We start from the raw sequence: 19,333 nt of genomic DNA, 5'->3' as shown, positions 1-19,333 counted from the left end.
GAGCCATGACACAGGGAAGACAGGCTGACACTGCAGCGTTCGCCGTAGGAACGCCGGCTCCGGCGGCCACCGGATGGCGCGCCGTCTTCGCTTTCCCCAATCCGGTCAACGAATACGCCGCGAGGATCACGGCCGGCCTGGTGGTTGTTGCCGCAGTGGCCACCCTCGTGAGCGGCGTCGGCTGGGGACTCGTGCTGATCGCGGCCGGCTTCTGGCTGCGGGTGTTGTTCGGGCCGAGGATCTCGCCGTTCGCTTTGCTGTCTGTCAAACTGCTGGCCCCCAGGGTGGGTCCAGCCCAACTTGTCCCGGGGCCGCCCAAGCGTTTCGCACAGGGAATCGGCGCGGTGCTCAGCACGGCGGCCGCGGTCCTGTTCTTCGCCGGTTTCGCCTTAGGTGCCTGGATCCTGCTCGCCTTGCTGATCGTCGCGGCGTCCCTCGAATCGTTTGTGGGATTCTGCCTGGGCTGCGCCATTTTCGGGATCCTGCAGAGGCGCGGACTCATTCCCGCGGACGTCTGCGAAGCGTGCAACAATATCGCGCTTCGCAGGCTTTGAACCGTTTGGCTCTTAGCCCACTGTGACGGCGATGAGCCGTTGCGCCATCCCGCGGATCACTTCCGGGGCTTCAAGGGCTTCAAGCCAGTCCGACGGCAGTGCCTCTTCGCCGTGGAGCGCCCCAAGGATATTGCCCGCGATCGAGGCGGTGGAGTCGCTGTCACCGCTGTGGTTCAGCGCCACAGTTATGGCTTGGCGGAAATGGGCGGCCGGATCACTCCGTGTCTCCGCTGCCCGCGCGGTCGCCAGCACCGCATAGAGCCCGACGGCGAGTGCCTCCTCCGCGACCCAGCCCTCGCCCAGTTGCGCGGTGAGTTCTTCCGGGCTGAGCAGCGTGCCGGTGGAAGACAGTTCCAGCGCCTCCCGGAGGCGCCCCAGGAGCTCGGGGGCTGGATCCGGCAGTGCTGACACCACGCTCAGGGCATGCTCAGCCGCAGTCCGCACATCTGAGCCCGCGGTCACCTTGTGCACGAGCACGCTGAAGGCACCCGCGCTTTGCCGTGCCGAAGGGTGCCCGTGCGTCAAGCACGCGGCATCGGTGCTCAGCTTGTAGACCGCGGCCTCGGAAATATGCGGGACCAGGCCAAAGGGAGCCGAGCGCATGACCGTGCCGCAGCCCTTCGATTCCGGATTGACGGGCCGGAACTTGGTTCCCATCTCGCCCGTAGAGAGTCCGCTCAGGCACGCCTTTCCCGGGTGCCTGCGGTGCCGGAGCACCTCCTGGCCGTCGATCCACCGCGGTTGGGGAACGGGGGCGGATGCCGGCAACGCGACGCCCTGGCTCGCGAGCCATCGCAGGTAAGCCAGCCAGAGACATGCAGTTTCATCCGCGGCTACGCCGTCGTTGGCCCACTCCAGGGCTTCCACGAGGCCGTCGACGGTGTACAGCGTCATCTGGGTGTCGTCCGAAAAGTGGGTGCCGCCGTCGAGCTGGCCAAAAGAGGTCAGGCCCGCGGCGCCGAAGCGGGAACGGATGGTGGCTACGTCGTCGAACTCCACGGCGTAGCCGAGCGAATCACCCAAGGCGCCTCCCAGCAGGCAGCCGTTAACCCGGGACTCGAAGGATGGCACGGCGGAGGGGGATGGTTCAGCGCTCATAGTGGTAATTTACCGTGGCTGCTCGGCCGGTCTTCACCTGCCCGCTGATACGGTGGCTCGTGAACCAGGAGGCATGATGCGTGAACCCGCGTGGCGGAAAACCGGAAAGACCCCGGACTACAGATTCTCGCTCGCAAATGAGCGGACCTTCCTCGCGTGGATCCGTACGTCGTTGGCCCTGTTGGCCGGTGCCGTCGCCATCGACCAGCTTGCTCCGAACATCGCGCCCCAGCCCGTGCGCATTGTCTTGTGCGTCGTTCTTTCCATGATCGGCGCGGGCCTCGCGACGCTCGCCTACCGCCGGTGGGCGCAGATGGAGGCGGCCATGCGGAACGACCAGGCCCTGCCGTTCTCACGGGTCATGTTGCTCATGACCATCGTGGTCGCGGTGGCGGCATTCACTTTTGCCGTGCTGATCCTGGTGGCGCGTTGACCGTTGAATCCAGGGATCCGGGGCTGCAGCCGGAGCGTACAACGCTCGCTTGGCGCCGGACCCTGATTTCGCTTCTGGTGGTGGATCTCTTCATCTGGCGCAGGTGGTTGACGGCCAAATCCGGTGCGGGGCAATTGCCCACCGGGATACCGGGGCTCGACTACCAGGGAATCTGCGCCTTGACCGCCGCCGCAGCGACGATCGTCCTCGGCTGCGTTGTGTGGGCCAGGTCCCACCAGTTGCACCATGGCGCGGAGGAAGCGTCGGCAGTCTTGATGCTTGCAAGCGCCGTGTCCATCATCGCGCTTGCCGGCGCTGCGGTCGCCGCAATCGCCTTGGGCGGCTAGGCTCGGATTCAGGAAGCGTCCAGACTCGGCTGACAGGATGCTGCGGGGCAAGAAAGCGGTCCGCCGCACGGCTTCTTGCCTTGCCCGGAGTGTCCGCCTCCGCAACAGACCACCCGAACTTCGAACAAAGGAATCCCTCGACATGACCACAACTGTGTCCGCTCCCTCCTCCCGCGGAACCCGGCTCCTAGCCCGGGCGTCCGCTGAAGCTCTGGGGACGCTGTTCCTTGTGGTTATTGGCTTGGGTGTGTTGATCTTCATCAACCCCCAGGCGGTTCCGATGCCGGCGTCGCTGGCCAGCGGCCTGACCGTCACTGCTGCCATGTTGGCCTTCGGTTACCTGTCCGGCGGCCACTTCAACCCGGCCATCACGGTTGGTCACCTGGTTGCCGGCCGGATGAAGCTTGTGGATGGGGCCGCGTACCTGGGGGCCCAGATTGTGGGCGCTTTGCTGGGCGCGTTGGCGATTTTCGCCGTCGTCCGAACTGTACCGGGGATCACGGACAGCCGGACTGTGTTTGACACGGCGACCTCCGGCTTCGGTACGCACTCCAGCTTCCAGGTTCCCGTGACCGGCGTGATGCTCATTGAGGTCCTCGGCGCCGCGCTCCTGGTAGGGGTCTTCCTGGGTGTCACCGCTCGACGCAATCCCAGCAAGCTCGCAGCACCGTTCGCCGTCGGCCTGACAGTCGCGGTCTTGCTGCAGCTTGGCCAATCCACGGGCAACCTTGCCTTTAACCCCGCACGTGCCACTGCCTCCGCCATCTTCAGCTCGAGCTGGGCAGTGGAGCAGCTCTGGCTCTTCTGGGTCGCACCGCTGGTCGGAGCGGCGATCGCAGGCCTCATCTTCCGCGGTTTCGGCGAAACCACCCCGGTTGCCGTGGCTGAGGTCGAGGAGCCGTTGCCGGCCGACGGCTGGGAGGAAAAGTCCGACGACGACGCTGAAGCGGCTGTCCCGGAAAGCGCGGCCGAGGTTTCCACGCCCGCTGCGGAGTCCGCCGTGGCACCCGTCGAAGAGAAGCCCGACGTCGACCCGGCCCGCGATTTCTTCGACGGCAAGCGGGGCTGACGCAGGAATTCAGCTGTCCGGAAGGCCCTGTTACGGCCGGTGCCGCCGCGCCGCACCAATAATGTCGGGGCCTCCAGTTAGCTTGAAAACATGAGGCTTTTGCACACTTCGGATTGGCACCTGGGACGCTCGTTCCATGGCGTCGGGATGCTTGACGCCCAGCGTAACTTCATTGAGCAATTGCTCGCAGTCGTCCGGGAACAGTCGGTGGACGTCGTCTTGATCGCGGGCGACGTCTACGACCGCGCCCTTCCGGGTCTGGACGTCGTGAAGCTCCTCGACGACGCCCTCGTACGGATCACGGATGCTGGAGCCAAGGTGGTGCTGACCAGCGGCAACCACGATTCCGCGATCCGCCTTGGTTTCGCTTCACGCCTGCTGGAGCGCGGGGGAGTCCATTTGCGGACCCGCGTAGAGGATCTCGATTCGCCCGTCCTGTTTCCCCTGGATAGCGACCACGGTGCAGCTCAGCCGGGTGCGCCCGTGGTTGCCGTCTATGGAATTCCGTACCTTGAACCGCGGCTTGTCGCCGAACGGCTCGGCACCCAAACCCCGAGCCACTTTGACGTCACGCAGGCCGCGGTGGAGCTCATCCGTGAGGACATTGCCCGGAGAAGCGAAGCAGGGCCGGTGCACTCCGTTGTGCTGGCACACACCTTCGCGAGCGGCGGCATCACCTCGGACAGCGAACGCGATTTGAGCATCGGCGGTTTGGGGGCTGTGCCCCTGGATCTCTTTGATGGCTTCGGCTACACGGCCCTCGGACATCTGCACGGGCGGCAGGAACTTTCGGAGCGCGTCCGGTATTCGGGTTCGCCGCTGGCGTATTCGTTCTCCGAGGCCAGGCATCGGAAGGGTGCGTGGCTGATTGATATCGGCGTCGGCGGTGTTGAGAGCGTCGAGGAAGTTCTGTGGAAAGCACCACGGGAGCTGGCGATTCTCCGGGGGAAGCTCGCTGAGCTTCTGGAGTCGGAGGAGCATTCCTGGGCTGAGACTGCGTATTGCCAAGTCACCCTCACAGACTCCTCGCGGCCTGCGCAGGCCATGGAACAGCTGCGTGCCCGGTTCCCGGACACGCTGGTGCTGGGCTTTGACCCTGAAGACGCCGCGGGAAAGGTCAAAGCCAGCTACAGCAGCCGGCTTGCGGAGGCCGAAGACGATCTTGGTGTTTGCTGCGGCTTCCTCGACCATGTGCGCGGGAGGCCGGCTGATGAGACTGAACTTTCCGCCCTTCGTGAAGCCTTGGAAGCGGTCCGGTTGGAAGGGGCAGAGTTGTGAGAATCCACCGCCTTGAAATTGAGGCTTTCGGGCCGTTTGCCGGGGTTCAATCGATTGATTTCGATCTGTTGGGCGCCCAGGGCCTGTTCCTCTTGAACGGTGCCACCGGCGCGGGAAAGACGAGCGTGCTCGACGCCATCTGCTTTGCGTTGTACGGCTCGGTACCGGGCGCCCGCCAGGACGGAAAACGCTTGCGCAGCGACCACGCGGAACCGGCTGCGGAGCCGCGGGTCGTTTGCGAATTTTCGGCGCGCGGAAGACGCTTTGAGGTCACCCGCTCACCGGCGTGGGACAGGCCAAGTGCCCGTGGACGCAAGGGCTTCACCACCCAGCAGGCCAAAACCCTCCTGCGTGAACGGGTTGATGGCTCGTGGGAAGAAAAGACCTCGCGCAACGACGAAGCCGGCATGGAAATCGGAGATGTCCTGGGGATGGATCGGGAACAATTCACCAGGGTGGTCATGCTCCCGCAGGGAGACTTCGCGGCTTTCCTGCGTTCCAAGGCGTCCGACCGGCTGGATCTTCTGCAGAAGCTCTTCGGAACCCAGCGTTTTGAAGCGATCGAGCAGCAGTTGGCACTCCAAGCAAACGCCGCGCGCGCAGAAGTGCAGGACAACCAGAACGGACTTAAGCTGCTCGCGCAGCGGGCAGAGTCCGAGTTCGCGCAACTCGGCATTGACGAGGCGGCTGACCCGGATCTTGATGACGCAGGATCCAACGAGTCCACGCCTGAACTCAGGCTCGGGACCCTCGAGGCCCGGGCCCGGGCCGAATCTCTGGAGCGGCAACAAGTTGCAATCTCTGCCGATGCCGTCCGGCTTCAGCTGGCAGACAAACTCAGCTCCGCCCGGGAACGGGTTCAACGGCACGCGAAGCTCGACGCCGCCACTCGCCGGCGCGAAGTCCTCGCCACACGTGCGGCTGAAGTGCAGGAATTCCGCGAGCGGCTTGGACGCCACCGTAAAGCCGCCGTCCTCGGAGGACAACTCGACGCCGTCGACCGCGCTGCCAAGGCCTTAGACATCGCGGGGGCGAAGGCGGAGTCGGCGACGGCGAAGCTGCTTGCCGCCTCTCTTGACGCGAGCGAACCCGGCACGTCGCTGGCGAGGATTCAAGAGACCATGGCTGTCGTTGAGGCCCGGATCGGGGACGAACAAAAGCTCGAGGACATCACTGGCAGGCTTGATGCGCTTGAGCTGGCGGCACGGCAGCGGGAGTCGGCCAAGGCAGAGCGGTCCGTCGCGTTGGCCGGGCTTCGCTCGGATGCGGCTGTTTTGGAAGGCGAGCTGGGTCCGCTGGAAGCGGCCGCTGTGGAGCTGCCCCTCCGGGAAAGCGAAGCGGCAGCAGTGCAGAACACTGTCAAAACCGTAGCCCGTTACACAAGCGCCCTTGATTCCCAGTCCGCGGCAGTGAAGCGCCACGCTTTTGCACGCGCGCTCTCCCAGGACCTCCGGCAACTCTGGCTGGATCTCCGCGAATCCCGGTTGGCCAATGCCGCCGCCGAACTCGCCGCAAAGCTGAACGACGGCGATCCATGCCCCGTCTGCGGAAGCGCCGAACACCCTTCCCCGGCAGCCGCAGGGCTAACCGCACTGGCCCTTGCCGAGGAAGAGCAATCCGCCCACGAACGCTATGACGAGAGCGAGCATGAACTTCTCCAAGCGGCAGGCGAGCTGGCGGCCGCCGAACAGGAAGTCGCCGTGCTCGCCGCCCAGGGCGGAGGCATCGATCCCAAGGAAGCCGCTTCGGCGGAGGCCCTGGCCAAAGACGCCCTGGCCTTGGCGCGTTCCGCCGTCGACAGCCTCAAACGTGGCAAGGCAGAGCTCGCCCGCATGACGGACCGGATTGCCCGCTTGGAGGAAGAACAAGTCCAAGAGGACACCGCTGCGGCGCAGGCCGGGTCCACCATGGCCCTGCTGGGTGAGCAACGTGAGTCCCTGGAGACCTTGCTTTGCGGGCTGCGTGATGGCTTCGACACGCTGCACGAGCGCATCGATGCCCTGACCGGGCATCGCGAACTCCTGCAGTCCGCTGTCGCCGCGGGAGTGCAACTTGAACGTGCCCGGGAGGCTTTGGACGATGCGTCTGCGGCCTTGGAAACCGCCCTTGCAGCGAACGGATTCGACACCGCGGATGCTGCGCGCCTCGAAATCCTCGACGAGCAGCACGCTGCAAGGCTCGACGAAGCCATCAGGTCCGCGGAGACCGAGAGCGCCCGGCTCGCAGAGCTCTTCGAGTCCGAGGATCTCGTTCTCGCGGCCAAGGAAGCCCAGATCGGTGAGGTGCCACTGACCGCCGTCGAGCTCGCAGCCCTCGAACAAGACGCCGGACGGGCGGAAGAAACAGCCCGACGGCTGGATCTTGCTGCGGGACTCGCTGCCCGCACGGTGACCAGCCTGGCTGCGATCCGCTCGCAGTACGAGGAAGCTGCGGCCTCCGGGCGCGGCCCCCGGGATCGCGCCCGGGTACTCAACGAGCTCGCAGAAACCGCAAGAGGGGCGGGCGACAACGGCTACAAAATGAGCCTCAACAGCTATGTGCTGGCCGCCCGCCTCGAACAGGTCGCGGCGGCGGCCTCGGAGCGGCTGATCGCCATGAGCGATGGCCGTTACACCCTGCAGCACACAGACGCCAAGGCAGCCCGGGGCGCGAAATCAGGCCTGGGACTGGAAGTGGTGGATGAGTGGACAGGCCAGCGGCGGGACACCGCCACACTGTCCGGCGGGGAGTCGTTCATGGCTTCGCTCGCTTTGGCCCTGGGGCTCGCGGATGTAGTCCAGCAGGAGGCCGGCGGTGTGGACATCGAGACCTTGTTCGTCGATGAGGGATTCGGGAGCCTCGACGAGCAATCGCTCGAGCAGGTCATGGATGCACTGGAGGGGCTGCGCGACGGCGGCAGGGTAGTGGGGCTGGTCAGCCACGTTGCGGAGATGAAGCAGAGAATCAGCAGCCAGCTGCAGGTAATCAAGAACCGGAACGGTTCCACCGTTCGAATCGTCGACGCCGCGGCCGCCTAGGCACCTGTTTTGGGGCGCTTCGTCGTGTATGGGCCCGCTTGAGCAGGCGTAGCCGTCCGGTAGACTTGGAGGGTTACACCGGGTCGCGCGCATCGGGAGGAGGGACGATGCGCACCATTCAGCGAACCCGGAATCATGAACTCCTCCCCACAGAAGTCCGCGGCGAACACCGCACTTAAGCCTCACCCTGAATTTCCTTCTGCGCCGCAGTCGGCACTGCCCCCGTCGGCCGCGCCGCGCCGTTCGCGTCTGCCTGGCCGCTTCGCCCGCTTGCCCGAACTCGCAGGCCGGAACTTCCTGCCGCTGGGACTGTTCGCGAGGTTGCCACTCGCGATGCTGACCGTTGGCACCCTCACCCTTGTCACAGCTGTCAGCCATTCTTACGCCATCGGTGGCCTGGCCGCCGGAGCGGTCGGCATTGGCTCGGCCTTGGGCGCGCCGGTGCTTGGCTCCCTTGGCGACCGCTCAGGCCAGCGCCCTGTGCTCCTCGTGGCCGCGGTTGTCAACGCCGTGACCGTCATCGCCTTGCTCGTGGCCGCCTACCTGACGCCCGATTTCAACGCCCCCACGGACGCGATTGCCATTTTGGTGACGGCTTTCCTGGCTGGAGCGAGTTGCCCGCAGGTGGGGCCCATGGCCCGTGTCCGTTGGATGGCCCTGACCACTAGGAACCTGAACACCAACGGTCCTGGAAGTGTGGCGTCCAGCCGCGCAGACCTGGACACCGCGTTGTCCTATGAAGGAACCGCGGACGAGGTCACGTTCGTCCTGGGGCCGGCGCTGGTCGGTATTCTGGCGAGCCTCGTAGCCCCCTGGCTTCCGCTCGCATTGGCGGCCGTCCTGACGGCCACGCTCGTGCCGGCCTTCGCCGTCCATCCCTCTCAGTTGGCCGTGGTGCCTGCAAAGCGCAAGGCGCGCGCCGCCGTCGGGAGCGTCCCTGCACAGCGGCAGTCAAGTGTCCGATCCGTGGCCTGGCTGAAGGTCGCCGTTCCGGTGCTGGCCATGGTCTGCATGGGTACTTTCTTTGGTGCAACCCAGAATGCGTTGAGCGCCTTCTCCGCCCAGTTCGCCACGGCTGAAATTGCGGGGCTGATGTATTCCGTCATGGGCCTGAGCTCCGCCGTCGCGGCGTTGTCCGTTGCCTATTGGCCGCAGCGCTTCGGGCTGGCCATCCGCTGGGTGCTCGCCGCGGCCGCGATGACGGCGTTCTCCCCACTGTTGTTCCTTCCCGCCGGGATCTGGCCGATGGTCATCGTTCTGTTGGTGCTCGGAATTCCCGTGGGACCGGTCATGGTGACGGTCTTCAGCATCGGGGGAGTCGTGGCACCGGCCGGCCGCATGGCGACCGGCATGACCGCCTTGGCTAGCGGCATCGTGGCGGGTACGGCGCTGGGCGCCTACGTTGCCGGCCAGTTGGCCCAGACGCAGGGTCCGGGCACCGCATTTGTGGTGTCCACGTCCGCTTCCGGCGCGCTTTTGCTGCTCGGCATCGTTGCAGGACTGGTTCTCCGGCGCCGGCCAAACACGCAACCATAACGACGCCCGCTCACTAATGGGCCACTTTTGGGAAACCCTCGCTCAGATCATCTGAGCGCGCGTTTCAGGTTTTGGCCCTATAAGTGAGCGAGCGTCGGAAACAGGACGAACGCGCGCACCAAAGGTGAAAAGCCCCACGAGTCCATCGGCGGGTCCTTACGCCAGCTGGGACTCTATCCGGGACGCGCTCGCTGCCAGTGCTTCGCCGACGGCGGCCTGGTCCTGTTCGCGGCGGATGTAGACGACGGCGATCGCGGCGGGCCGCCCGCCTGGCACCCGGATCGGGGCGGCCAAGGATGACAAGCCGGCGATGACTTCGTCGTGGCTCGCCGCATAGCCGAGCCGGCGCGCTTCTGCCGCTTCCGGACGATACGGCAGGCCCGGCGCGCGGGCGGCCCATTCTTCTTCGCTCATGGTGGACTGGATCGCGATTCCAGGCGCCCCGGTGTTCACGGGGTGGCGGGTGCCGGGATGCTGTGCCAGGGTCGCGGCTGAGTGTCGGGGCTCGACCGTGACCAGCGTGACGCAGTCCTGATGATCCCAGACCGCGACGAATGCCGTCATGTTCAGGGCGTTGGCAAGCTGGGTCAGTTCCGGTAGGGCGGCCGTCTGGAGGTCGCGGGAGACACCCCGGGCCAGCACCGCAAGGCCGGGACCTGGCTGAACACGGCCGGCGTCGTCGCGCACCAGCAGGGAATGATCCTCCAGCGTGCGAAGGATCCGGTAGGCCACCGAGCGATGAACGCCCAGGGCGCCGGCGAGTTCTGCAATGGTCAACGGGCGCTCTGCTGCCGCCAGGATTTCCAGGGCCTGGATTCCGCGGGAGAGGGTCTGCGACGGCGAGACCGTCGCAGTCGTGTCCTGCAGACTTTTTGCGGCGCTGGGAGACATCATGCGCTCCATCCTATGTTGGGGCCTAATGCGACCGGCCCGCCGTCTTGTGCTGTCACTCACAAGAGACTATGGTTCTGTATGAGAATTTGTTGTTCAAATATAGAACAAATTCACATATAGAACAATCGCTAGCCAGGAATCAACGATGATTGCCAAGTCCAGCCATAATGCGGAGCCCGGTCCCTTGAGCCGCACTTCGCGGCCGCGGGCACATCATTTCCGCGGCAGCCTGGGCCGCTTCGCCACAGGTGTCGCCATCGTGACGTTCGACGGCGCCACCAAGCGGCACGGTATCACCGTCAACTCTTTCACCGCCGTATCCATGGAACCGCCGCTGGTCCTGGTCAGCATCGCCCGCAACGCCAAAGCCCACGATGAGCTGGCCGGGCGCCCCTTCAGCGTCAATATCCTGGGTGCCGAACAGAAGCAACTCGCCCTGCATTTCGCGGGCCGACCCGGGCCCGAGCCCCTTTGGGTAGAAGGCGACACGGCGCCCCGGCTATCCAACGTCCTCGCCTATTTCGAATGCACGCCCTGGGCGGCTTACGACGGCGGAGACCACACCCTCTACGTGGGTGAAGTGGTGGACTTCAACTACCGCAGCGGCGACGCGCTCGCGTTCGCCAACAGCTCTTTCACCACTATCCCGGAAAGCCAATTGGGAATGGAGGATCTTCTGTAGTTGCCGGCGCCCGTCGACGCCGCATCCGTATGCCGTTTCAGCACAACCATCATTGGAGACAACCATGGGAATCCGGACCGGACAGCAGTACCTGGACAAGCTCAACTCGATGAACCCCCACGTCCTGATCGACGGCGAAATGGTCACCGGGAAGATCGCCGACCACCCGTCCTTCAGGAATGTGGCCCGCACGTACGCGAAGCTCTTCGACATGCAGCATGACCCGAAGTATGCGGACGCCCTCACCTACGAGTCCCCGACGACGGGTGACCGGGTGAACGCCTCGTTCCTGGTGCCGCGCACCAAGGAAGACCTCGAACATCGGCATGCGGCCATCCGCACTTGGGCGGAGTACTCCCTTGGGTTCCTGGGCCGGACGGGTGATTACATGAACGGCGCCCTTACGGCACTCGCGGCCGCAGAAAAATGGTTTGCCCAGGCCGATCCGATGTTCGGCGAAAACATCCGCAAATACTATGAGCATTGCCGCGAGAACGATCTCCTTGCGACGCACACGCTGATCCCGCCGCAAGTCAACCGTTCGGTGTCAGGTTCCGAACAGCTCGGCGGGCAGCTCTCGGCCAGGGTCGTCGAGGAGCGGGAAGACGGCATTGTGGTCCACGGCGCACGTATGCTCGCCACCATCGCGCCGATCGCCGACGAGCTCCTCGTGTTCCCTTCGACGCTCCTGCGCTCGACGCCGGAAGATGCTCCCTACTCCTACGCGTTCGCCCTCCCGAACGATGCGCCGGGCATGCGTTACCTGTGCCGGACCTCGCTCTACAACGGCGGAGGCACCCACGACGAGCCGCTCGCCAGCCGCTTCGAGGAGATGGACGCCGTCGTCGTTTTCGACCACGTATTCGTTCCGAACGATCGCATCTTCATGCTCGGCCATCCCGAGCTGTGCAATGCCTTCTACTCCGAGACCGGCGCCGGGGCCCTCATGACCCACCAGGTGGTCACGAGGACCATCGCGAAGAGCGAGTTCTTCCTCGGCCTGGCCTCGGAGATTGCGGCGTCGATCGGGATTGACGGATTCCAGCACATCCAGGAAGACCTCGCGGAGCTGATCGAGACCGTCGAAATCGGCAAGGCCCTCATGGTTGCCGCGGAGGCCCAGGCAGCTCCAAGCCCGGATGGCGTGTTGTTGCCGCATTGGCCCACACTGAATGCGGCACGCAACTGGTACCCCAAGGTTGCCCAGCGGTTCCCCGCGATCATCCGGAAGTTCTCGGCGTCGGGCCTCATGGCCCTGCCGGGCGAAGCGGACGTAGCCAGCGAGGCATTGCCGGACATCGAGCTGTACCTGCAGGCGAAGACCCTGACCGGCCCGGAGCGCGTGCGCCTCTTCAAGCTCGCTTTCGATGCCAGCATTTCCGCGTTCGCCGGGCGCCAGGCCCTCTATGAGTACTTCTTCTTCGGCGACCCCGTCCGCATGGCTGCCGCCCTCGTGAACAGCTACGACCGCGAGCAGGCCCGCGCCCGGGTGCGGGAGTTCCTCGAGCGGAAGGACTGAACGCGCCACGGCGCGTCCGACGACGACGGCGAGCTATCGCCGTCGTCGTTCGCACTCCGACGCTCGCTCAGCTATGACGCGAAATTCTCCGACGCTCGCTCGCGTTTGGCGCGAAATTCTCCGACGCTCGCTCAGCTATGACGGGAAATTCATCGACGCTCGCTCGCGTTTGGCGCGAATCGCAACCCAGCGGCTTGCGAACTACCCCGCCTGCTCCAAAAGCCGCACCGCGTCGTCGTCGGTCAATTGTTCGAAGTGCTCGTAGAACGCGCCCACGGCATGGAATTTGCCCGGCGTGTGCAGGCACATCATGAAATCGCACACCCGGCTGATGGACGCTTGGGCTTCGAGGGATGACACGGGGACGGCGGTTACCACAGTCGCCGCGCCTCCCGCGCGGACGGCCTCGACGGCGGCGCGCATCGTTGCGCCCGTGGCGAGTCCGTCGTCGACAAGGACAACAGTCTTGCCCGAGAGATCGAAGCTGATACCCGGGTAGGTCGTCACTCGCCGCAGGAGTTCTCCGCGCTCGCGTGCCTCGACAGCGTCGAGCGAAGCCTGGGTGATTCCATGCCGAAGCATGCGTTCGGCGAGGGGCCGGTTGAGGATGCGGACGATCCTGCCGTTGGACCAGGCGAGGGCGCCGAACGCAGTTTCCTCGCGGCCCGGGATGCCGAGTTTACGTACCAGCATGGCGCCGTATGGCTGGTGGAGCTCGACGGCGGCAGCGGCCGCCACGGGGACTCCACCGCGGGCGAGGCCCAGCAAGATGGTGTCCGGGCGATGCCGGAGCTGCGGGAGCCCTGCTGCCACGCGGCGTCCGGCGTCCGCACGGTCCTTGAAGCGCATGCCCATTCGTCTCACTTCCACGTCATCCAGCGCTGAATCAAGCCTACCTTTGTTGCCGGGACCGCTCTGCGCTGCCACGATGGGCCATGTGAACAAGCCGATCGGTTACTGGACCAAACGCCTGGACGCCGCTTTGGAGGCGCACCTGGACAGCACCTTGGCGAGGTTGAAACTCAGCCGGAGGCAGTGGCAGACGCTCAACGTCCTGGCCGAGACAACCATCAGCCCCGAGGATCTTGACGGAATACTCAACCCTTTTTGGGGCGGCGACACGCGACGTCGCGAAAACGAACTCGCCGCCCTGGTGGGCCGCGGCATGATCATCATGGTGGACGATCGCCTCAGCCTCAGCGAACTCGGCCACGCAAAACATACGGAAGCCCAAAAGCTCGTTGAAGAATCCCGGCGGGACCTCTCGATGGGGATCGGTATCGACGAATACGCCATGGCCGTCAGCGTGCTGGAGCGCATGACGCTCAACGCGGAGCGGCTGGCGGGTTAAGGCAGCCGCTCCGCCACTATCAGCCGCTCCGCCACCGCCTAGACGCCGAGGAACGCCACCGCAGCGTCCTTGAAAACCCGGCTGGTCACGGCGTTGCTGTGGTTCCGCCCCGGTACGAGCAGTTGCTCAACCATGCCCCCGGCATGGGAAGCGATCGAAGCGAGCTCCGGCATGGTGACGGCGCGCTCGTCCTTGTCGCCGGCCACCAGGAGCATCGGCATGTGGGGCACGGCTTCGGCAGGATCGAAGGGTTCGCCCTTGATGGCCTCGATGAGCGACAAGAGCGCAAAAAGATCGTTGCTCGGCAAGAGCTGTGCCATTTTGAGCAACCCTGCCGTGGACTCGTCTTCAATGGGTGTGCCGTCCGCGAGGTAGCGCTGGGCTGCTCCGAGATCGAACGACGCCAGGGGGTCTTCCTTGTTCGGGCCGCCCAACACCAGCCGGTGCACGAGTTCGGGCTGGGTTGCCCCGAATTCCCAAGCGAGCCGGGAGCCCAAAGAGTAGCCGATGACGTCGAGCCCGCTGGTAGGGTCACCGGCGCGCACGGGGCGCGCACCGGCGTCGGCGACTATCTGGAGCAGGTCCGCGCGGATCCGGCTCGGCGAGTAGGAGTCCAGGTCCTCGGGCGAGCTGCTCTGGCCGTGCCCTGGAAGGTCCACGGTGATGACACGCCGGCCCGCGGACTTGAGGGTGGAAATCCAGCCTGTGTCGCCCCAATTGAGTTTGGTGGACGAGGAGAAACCGTGCAGCAGCAGCACGGGGCGCAATCCGGCGTCGGTCCCTTCGGCAGGCTCATGGACTTCCACGAACAGATGCGGATCTGTCCCTTCCACAGTGTGGATGTGCTCTTCCTTGTGCCTGCCGCTCATGGTGTCAGTCCTCATCAAGTACGGCGCTCAGGCGGACCCGGCGCTTCGGTGCGTCATCCTTGGGAACGGTGCCCACGATACCGGCAGTATTGTCCGGCACCTCGAACACCACCAGCGGTTCACCGACGTTGATGGTCTCGCCCGGCGCTCCGTGGATACGGATCACTTTACCCGCCTGCGGGCTCGGCAACTCGAGGGCGGATTTACTCGTTTCCAGCTCCACGAGCGGCTGGTTCCGTTCCACCTGGTCGCCGGGGGAGACGAGCCAGTCCAGGACGGTCGCTTCGATGAGGCCTTCGCCAAGATCGGGCAGGGGGAAGCTGATTTCAGCCACGTCGATACTCCAGTACTCGTTGGATCCCCAGGAGGATGCGGTCAATGTTCGGAATGTATTCGTCCTCCAGGTCGCCGGAGGGATACGGCACATCGAAGCCGGTGACCCGTTCGACGGGCGCCTTGAGCGTGTCGAAGCAGCTTTGCGTGATCAGCTGGGCCACTTCGGCCCCCAGCCCGGAGGTCAGCGGAGCCTCATGCACGACGACGGCGCGCCGCGTCTTTCCGACGGAAGTCGCCAGTGCTTCGGCATCGATCGGCTTGAGCCAGCGCAGATCGAGGACCTCGACCTCGATTCCGTCTTCCGCGGCGAGTTCGGCAACCTGCAGGCACCGGGCAACCATGGCACCCCAGGCTACGAGGGTCAGGTGGCGGCCCGGCCGGACAACGCGGGCGCCGGTGAGGGTACCGCCGTCGGAGGCGTCCACGTCGCCCTTTTGCCAGTACCGGGACTTCGGTTCCATGAAGATCACCGGGTCAGGCCGCGAGGCGCCGTACTTGAGCAGGTGGTAGGCATCGTGCGGGTCCGACGGCGAGACCACCTTGAGCCCCGGAACGTGCGCGAAGAGTGCCTCGAGGCTTTCGCCATGGTGTTCGGGGGCGCGGATGCCGCCGAAGCTGGGTACGCGGAGCGTGATCGGCATCGGAAGCTTGCCCCGGCTGCGGTAGTTCATCCGGGCGATCTGGCACACGATCTGGTTGATGGCGGGATACGCGAAGCCATCGAACTGCACTTCCGGAATGGGGTGGAAACCGGCCATGGCCAGGCCCACCGACATCCCCAGGATGCCCGATTCCGCGAGCGGCGTGTCAAAGACCCGGGATTCACCGTGCTTGGCCTGCAATCCGTCGGTGATGCGGAAGACCCCGCCCAATCGGCCGCAGTCCTCGCCGAAGACCACCGTCTTCGGATCGGTGGCCAGGATCTCGTCCAGGGCGCGGTTGAGTGCCTGCTGCATGGAAAGCTTGACGGACTGGTTCTCTGTGGCTGCCCTGGCTTCGAGGGTGGCTGTGGTGCTTTCAGACATGTTCTGACTCCTCGCGCCAACGGGTGGCCTGGTTTTCAAGGGCGGGGGTGGTTTCCTGGAAGACGAAATCGAACATCTCGTTGCCGGGCCGGGGCCCGAGGGCTTCGATTCCGGTGCGGATGGCTTCTTCCTCTGCCCAGGCTGCTTGGTTGGCGGCGGTGAAGAACGCCTCGTCGGCTACGCCTTCGGCCAGCAAACGCTTGCGGAGGCGTTCCAGCGGATCCTCGCCGGCGTCGATGCGCTCGTCGTCGAGGCTCCTGTAGCGGCCGGGATCGTCGGCGGTGGAATGCGGCCCGCGGCGGTAGGTCATGGCTTCGACCACAGCAGGACCCTTTCCTGCGCGGCAGTGGGCGAAGGCGTTGCGGGTGGCCTCATGGACGGCGACCACATCGTTGCCGTCCACCTGGATGCCCGGGATTCCGTAGCCCGCGGCTCGGGCAGCTACCGAACCGCCGGCCACCTGCCGCTCGGTGGGCACGGAAATCGCCCAGCCGTTGTTCTGGATGAAGAAGACAACAGGTGCCTTCATCACGGAGGCAAAGTTCATGGCCTCGTGGACATCGCCCTGGGAGGACGCGCCATCGCCGAAGTAGCTGAGGGCCACTCCGTGCCCGCCGCTCAGGGTCTGGCCGTGGGCCCAGCCGACGGCATGAAGCACCGAGCCTGCCACGACGGCCTGGATGGGCGCGAGGCGGCTTGCCAGGGGATCGTACATGCCGCCGTGCCACGTTGCTTTGTGGGTGGACATGTACGCCACCATGTCCACGCCCATGGTCCTGGCGACACCCATCTCGCGGTACGTCGGGAAGGCGAAGTCGCGGGCAGTGTCGAGGGCGTAGGCGCTGCCGACCTGGGCGGCTTCCTGGCCGAGTTCCGGAGCGTAGCCGGGGATGATTCCCTGGCGCTGCCAGGCAACGGCCGAGGTATCGAGGTATCGAACGGCAGCCATCAAGGAATAGAGCTCCCTGAGCTGTCCGGGGGACAGGGGTGCGGCGTCGGCTGCGGCCACGACGGGAAGAGATGAGTCCATGGACGTGACCGTAGTCACTGTTCGGAACGTAGGCAATCCGCCTATTCGGGGCTAGTCAAACTGCCATGAACTGCCAGTCTTCCCTGGGGAACACATAGCAGTTTGTGCACCTCCCGCTCACCCAAGTAGCTCGCAGTTGTTGTCGTTATGAGGGCTCAAAACGACAACAACTGCTGGGCCCACGCCGCCAGGGTTCCCTGGCCGAGCTTGCGAGGCGAGGGTGGCGGTGGGGATTAGTTGGGTCAGCTTAGGCGTTTCGTGCGGACTTCACCTTGGCGCCGATCCGGCAGGCAACGGCGATGCACGCGATCAACAGGAACGTGCCGATCAGCTGACCGGCGCTCTCGGCATTCGAGAAGCCCACCACGAAGATCAGGGCAAGCAACGCCAGTCCGAATACCGTAAGGAAGGGGAATCCCTTCATGCGAAGCGGCAGTTCGGTTCCTTCGCGGTCGGCGCGCCGGCGCAGGATGAACTGGGACACGAGCGCAGTTCCCCAGACTACGAGGCACGTGGACCCGACAAGGTTGAGCAGGGCGGGGAGTACGTGGTCGGGGAACAGCAGTTCCAGGATGGTGGCGATGAAGCCGAATGCAACGGAAACCCCGACGGCGGCCATGGGCACCTGGGCGCCGCGCAGCCGTGACAGGAAGGCAGGTGCTTCGCCGCGTTCAGACAAGGAGAAGACCATGCGTGAGGCGCCGTAGAGGTTTGCGTTGAGCGCGGAAAGCAATGCCACGACGGCGACGAGCGTGATGGCAGCGCCGGCTCCCGGGATGCCGGCAAGGTCCAGGACGCCGGCGAACGGCGACTTCAAGCCTTCGGAATCGGAGGGCAGTACTGCTGCAATGACGAAGACCGAACCAATGTAGAAGACCAGGATGCGCCACACCACCGTGCGGATGGCTTTGCCGACGCTGTGTGCCGGGTTCTGCGTCTCCGCAGCAGCCACGCTCACGATTTCGGTGCCCCCGAAGGCGAAAATCACTACGAAGAGGGCTGCGGCAATTCCGGACCAGCCGGACGGTGCAAAGTTGCCGGTCAGGTTTGCGAGGCCGGGGGAAGCTACGCCGGGCAACCAGCCGAACAGCAAAGCTGCGCCGATGGCGAGGAAAGCGACAATGGCCGCGACCTTCAGGATGGCGAACCAGAATTCGAACTCACCGAAGTTCCGGACCCCGGCAAGGTTGATCGCGGTAAATGCCACCATGAATACCAACGCCAGCGCCCACACAGGAATGACTGGCCAGACGGAGAAGAGCAGCCCTGCTGCGCCGAGTGCCTCCGCGGCGATGACCACTACCAACTGCAGCCACCAAAGCCAGCCGACCGTGGACCCGGCCGTCCTGCCCATGGCCTTTTCCGCGTACACCGAGAAGGCGCCGCTGTTCGGGTTGGCGGCTGCCATCTCGCCTAGGGCCCACATCACCACGATGATCAAGGTGCCCGCCACAAGGTAGGAGATGAGCACTGCCGGGCCGGCGGCGTGGATTCCGGCGCCCGAACCGAGGAAGAGTCCCGCGCCGATGGCGCTGCCCAAGCCCATCATGGTGAGCTGGCGCGGCTTCATCGAGTGGCCAAGGCCTCGCGAAGGAATGGAGGGTCGAACAGCGGTGGACTTCGTTGTCATTCGTGTTTGCCTTCTTGTGGATGGTTTGTTCGCTGGTCCTCGTAGGACTTATCGAATTTACCGCTTCCGGATGAAAGTGGCGAAAAACACTCGTGAGAGGATGGTTACAAGCTGGAGTGGCATCTGGGCGTGAAGCGCCGATTTGTACATCCCCTTGGGCGGAAGCAGGAAAAACTGATGGTTGTGGACGAGTTGGATGCCAAGATTGTCCGATTTTTCACAGACTCCCCGCGGGCGTCCGTTCTGGAGGCATCGAGGGTCTTGAAGGTCGCCCGTGCCACGGTCCAGTCGCGGCTGGACCGGATGGCCGAGCGCGGAGTGGTGGCTCCCTGGGTTCCGCAGCCCGATCCTGCCGGCTTCGGCTATCCGGTGGTCGCCTTCTGCTCGCTGACCATCAACCAGGACCTGGGGCACGACGCCGTCGTCGAAGCTTTGGCAGCGATCCCTGAACTCATTGAGGTCCACACCGTTTCCGGTAGTTCGGATCTCATGGTGCGGGTGGTGGGCAAGTCGAACTCGGACCTGCAGCGCGTGCTGGACAAGCTCATCGCCACCAAGACCGTGCTCCGGTCGTCCTCGGTGATCGTGCTGAATACGCATTTCCAAGGCCGCACTTTGCCCCTCCTGGAAGCTGCCGCCAAGGAGAACGCGGGCTGAAACATTTG

19 protein-coding genes are annotated in these 19,333 nt (G+C 65.0%); 11 read left to right on the top strand and 8 right to left on the bottom strand.

Annotation, left to right across the window (positions count from 1 at the left end; translation table 11 throughout):
• The first annotated feature begins 5 nt into the window (after window positions 1-5).
• Window positions 6-554, top strand: coding sequence for a DUF4395 domain-containing protein (locus VLA65_RS04215; protein ID WP_332601888.1), 549 nt, complete (start codon window positions 6-8; stop codon window positions 552-554).
• 12 nt (window positions 555-566) lie between these two features.
• Here VLA65_RS04215 and VLA65_RS04210 read toward each other — a convergent pair whose 3' ends face one another.
• Complete coding sequence (locus VLA65_RS04210) at window positions 567-1,652, bottom strand: ADP-ribosylglycohydrolase family protein (protein ID WP_332601887.1); 1,086 nt, start codon at window positions 1,650-1,652, stop codon at window positions 567-569.
• 73 nt (window positions 1,653-1,725) lie between these two features.
• Between VLA65_RS04210 and VLA65_RS04205 the strand changes: the two genes are divergently transcribed.
• The 6 genes from VLA65_RS04205 to VLA65_RS04180 all read left to right on the top strand — a co-directional run bounded on the left by VLA65_RS04205 (window position 1,726) and on the right by VLA65_RS04180 (window position 9,332).
• Window positions 1,726-2,085 carry a YidH family protein gene (locus tag VLA65_RS04205; protein ID WP_306972587.1) on the top strand — a complete coding sequence of 120 codons (360 nt, stop codon included), beginning with the start codon at window positions 1,726-1,728 and terminating at the stop codon, window positions 2,083-2,085.
• Complete coding sequence (locus VLA65_RS04200; protein WP_059387627.1) at window positions 2,082-2,432, top strand: DUF202 domain-containing protein; 351 nt, start codon at window positions 2,082-2,084, stop codon at window positions 2,430-2,432. Before VLA65_RS04205 ends, VLA65_RS04200 begins: the two co-directional genes overlap by 4 nt.
• Window positions 2,433-2,574: 142 nt before the next feature.
• On the top strand, window positions 2,575-3,501 hold the full coding sequence (locus tag VLA65_RS04195) for an MIP/aquaporin family protein (protein WP_306960883.1): 927 nt from the start codon (window positions 2,575-2,577) through the stop codon (window positions 3,499-3,501).
• 90 nt (window positions 3,502-3,591) lie between these two features.
• Window positions 3,592-4,779: an exonuclease SbcCD subunit D gene (locus tag VLA65_RS04190; protein ID WP_307054199.1), complete on the top strand. Its 1,188-nt coding sequence runs from the start codon at window positions 3,592-3,594 to the stop codon at window positions 4,777-4,779.
• The gene (locus VLA65_RS04185; RefSeq protein WP_332601886.1) at window positions 4,776-7,796 is read left to right on the top strand and encodes an SMC family ATPase; all 3,021 of its coding nucleotides are present in this window, start codon (window positions 4,776-4,778) and stop codon (window positions 7,794-7,796) included. The genes VLA65_RS04190 and VLA65_RS04185 overlap by 4 nt, the downstream gene beginning before the upstream one ends.
• Before the next feature lie 135 nt (window positions 7,797-7,931).
• On the top strand, window positions 7,932-9,332 hold the full coding sequence (locus VLA65_RS04180; protein ID WP_332601885.1) for an MFS transporter: 1,401 nt from the start codon (window positions 7,932-7,934) through the stop codon (window positions 9,330-9,332).
• Between the two features lie 156 nt (window positions 9,333-9,488).
• Here VLA65_RS04180 and VLA65_RS04175 read toward each other — a convergent pair whose 3' ends face one another.
• The gene (locus VLA65_RS04175) at window positions 9,489-10,223 is read right to left on the bottom strand and encodes an IclR family transcriptional regulator (protein WP_284988484.1); all 735 of its coding nucleotides are present in this window, start codon (window positions 10,221-10,223) and stop codon (window positions 9,489-9,491) included.
• A 148-nt stretch (window positions 10,224-10,371) separates the two neighbouring features.
• Here VLA65_RS04175 and VLA65_RS04170 point away from each other — a divergent pair, with 148 nt between their 5' ends.
• Both VLA65_RS04170 and hpaB read left to right on the top strand, forming a co-directional pair.
• Window positions 10,372-10,908, top strand: a complete 537-nt coding sequence (locus tag VLA65_RS04170; protein ID WP_059387630.1) for a flavin reductase family protein — start codon at window positions 10,372-10,374, stop codon at window positions 10,906-10,908.
• Window positions 10,909-10,972: 64 nt separating this feature from the next.
• On the top strand, window positions 10,973-12,427 hold the full coding sequence (hpaB, locus tag VLA65_RS04165) for a 4-hydroxyphenylacetate 3-monooxygenase, oxygenase component (RefSeq protein WP_332601884.1): 1,455 nt from the start codon (window positions 10,973-10,975) through the stop codon (window positions 12,425-12,427).
• Between the two features lie 201 nt (window positions 12,428-12,628).
• On the opposite strand, the gene VLA65_RS04160 is transcribed toward hpaB, so the two are convergent.
• Window positions 12,629-13,282 (bottom strand): phosphoribosyltransferase, encoded by a 654-nt coding sequence (locus tag VLA65_RS04160; protein WP_307054251.1) that lies wholly within the window; start codon window positions 13,280-13,282, stop codon window positions 12,629-12,631.
• 82 nt (window positions 13,283-13,364) lie between these two features.
• Between VLA65_RS04160 and VLA65_RS04155 the strand changes: the two genes are divergently transcribed.
• Window positions 13,365-13,778 carry a MarR family transcriptional regulator gene (locus VLA65_RS04155; protein WP_284988383.1) on the top strand — a complete coding sequence of 138 codons (414 nt, stop codon included), beginning with the start codon at window positions 13,365-13,367 and terminating at the stop codon, window positions 13,776-13,778.
• Between the two features lie 38 nt (window positions 13,779-13,816).
• On the opposite strand, the gene VLA65_RS04150 is transcribed toward VLA65_RS04155, so the two are convergent.
• From VLA65_RS04150 to VLA65_RS04130, 5 genes are all read right to left on the bottom strand, one after another.
• Entirely contained in the window at window positions 13,817-14,647 is an 831-nt protein-coding gene (locus tag VLA65_RS04150; RefSeq protein ID WP_284988382.1) for an alpha/beta fold hydrolase, read from the bottom strand.
• 4 nt (window positions 14,648-14,651) lie between these two features.
• Window positions 14,652-14,981, bottom strand: a complete 330-nt coding sequence (locus tag VLA65_RS04145; protein ID WP_234747729.1) for a biotin/lipoyl-containing protein — start codon at window positions 14,979-14,981, stop codon at window positions 14,652-14,654.
• A complete protein-coding gene (locus VLA65_RS04140) occupies window positions 14,974-16,008 on the bottom strand; it encodes an alpha-ketoacid dehydrogenase subunit beta (RefSeq protein ID WP_332601883.1) in 1,035 nt (344 codons plus the stop codon). The genes VLA65_RS04145 and VLA65_RS04140 overlap by 8 nt, the downstream gene beginning before the upstream one ends.
• Window positions 16,001-17,038 carry a thiamine pyrophosphate-dependent enzyme gene (locus VLA65_RS04135; RefSeq protein WP_332601882.1) on the bottom strand — a complete coding sequence of 346 codons (1,038 nt, stop codon included), beginning with the start codon at window positions 17,036-17,038 and terminating at the stop codon, window positions 16,001-16,003. Before VLA65_RS04135 ends, VLA65_RS04140 begins: the two co-directional genes overlap by 8 nt.
• 247 nt (window positions 17,039-17,285) lie before the next feature.
• Complete coding sequence (locus VLA65_RS04130) at window positions 17,286-18,668, bottom strand: amino acid permease (RefSeq protein WP_332601881.1); 1,383 nt, start codon at window positions 18,666-18,668, stop codon at window positions 17,286-17,288.
• A 177-nt stretch (window positions 18,669-18,845) separates the two neighbouring features.
• On the opposite strand from VLA65_RS04130, the gene VLA65_RS04125 reads away from it, so the two are divergent.
• Complete coding sequence (locus tag VLA65_RS04125) at window positions 18,846-19,325, top strand: Lrp/AsnC family transcriptional regulator (protein WP_059387632.1); 480 nt, start codon at window positions 18,846-18,848, stop codon at window positions 19,323-19,325.
• Window positions 19,326-19,333 lie beyond the last annotated feature (8 nt).

The organism is Arthrobacter sp. S2(2024), assembly GCF_036662515.1.
Classification (GTDB): domain Bacteria; phylum Actinomycetota; class Actinomycetes; order Actinomycetales; family Micrococcaceae; genus Arthrobacter.
Note: the sequence above shows the minus strand (reverse complement) of the source record. Positions and strands in the feature narration are given on the sequence as shown.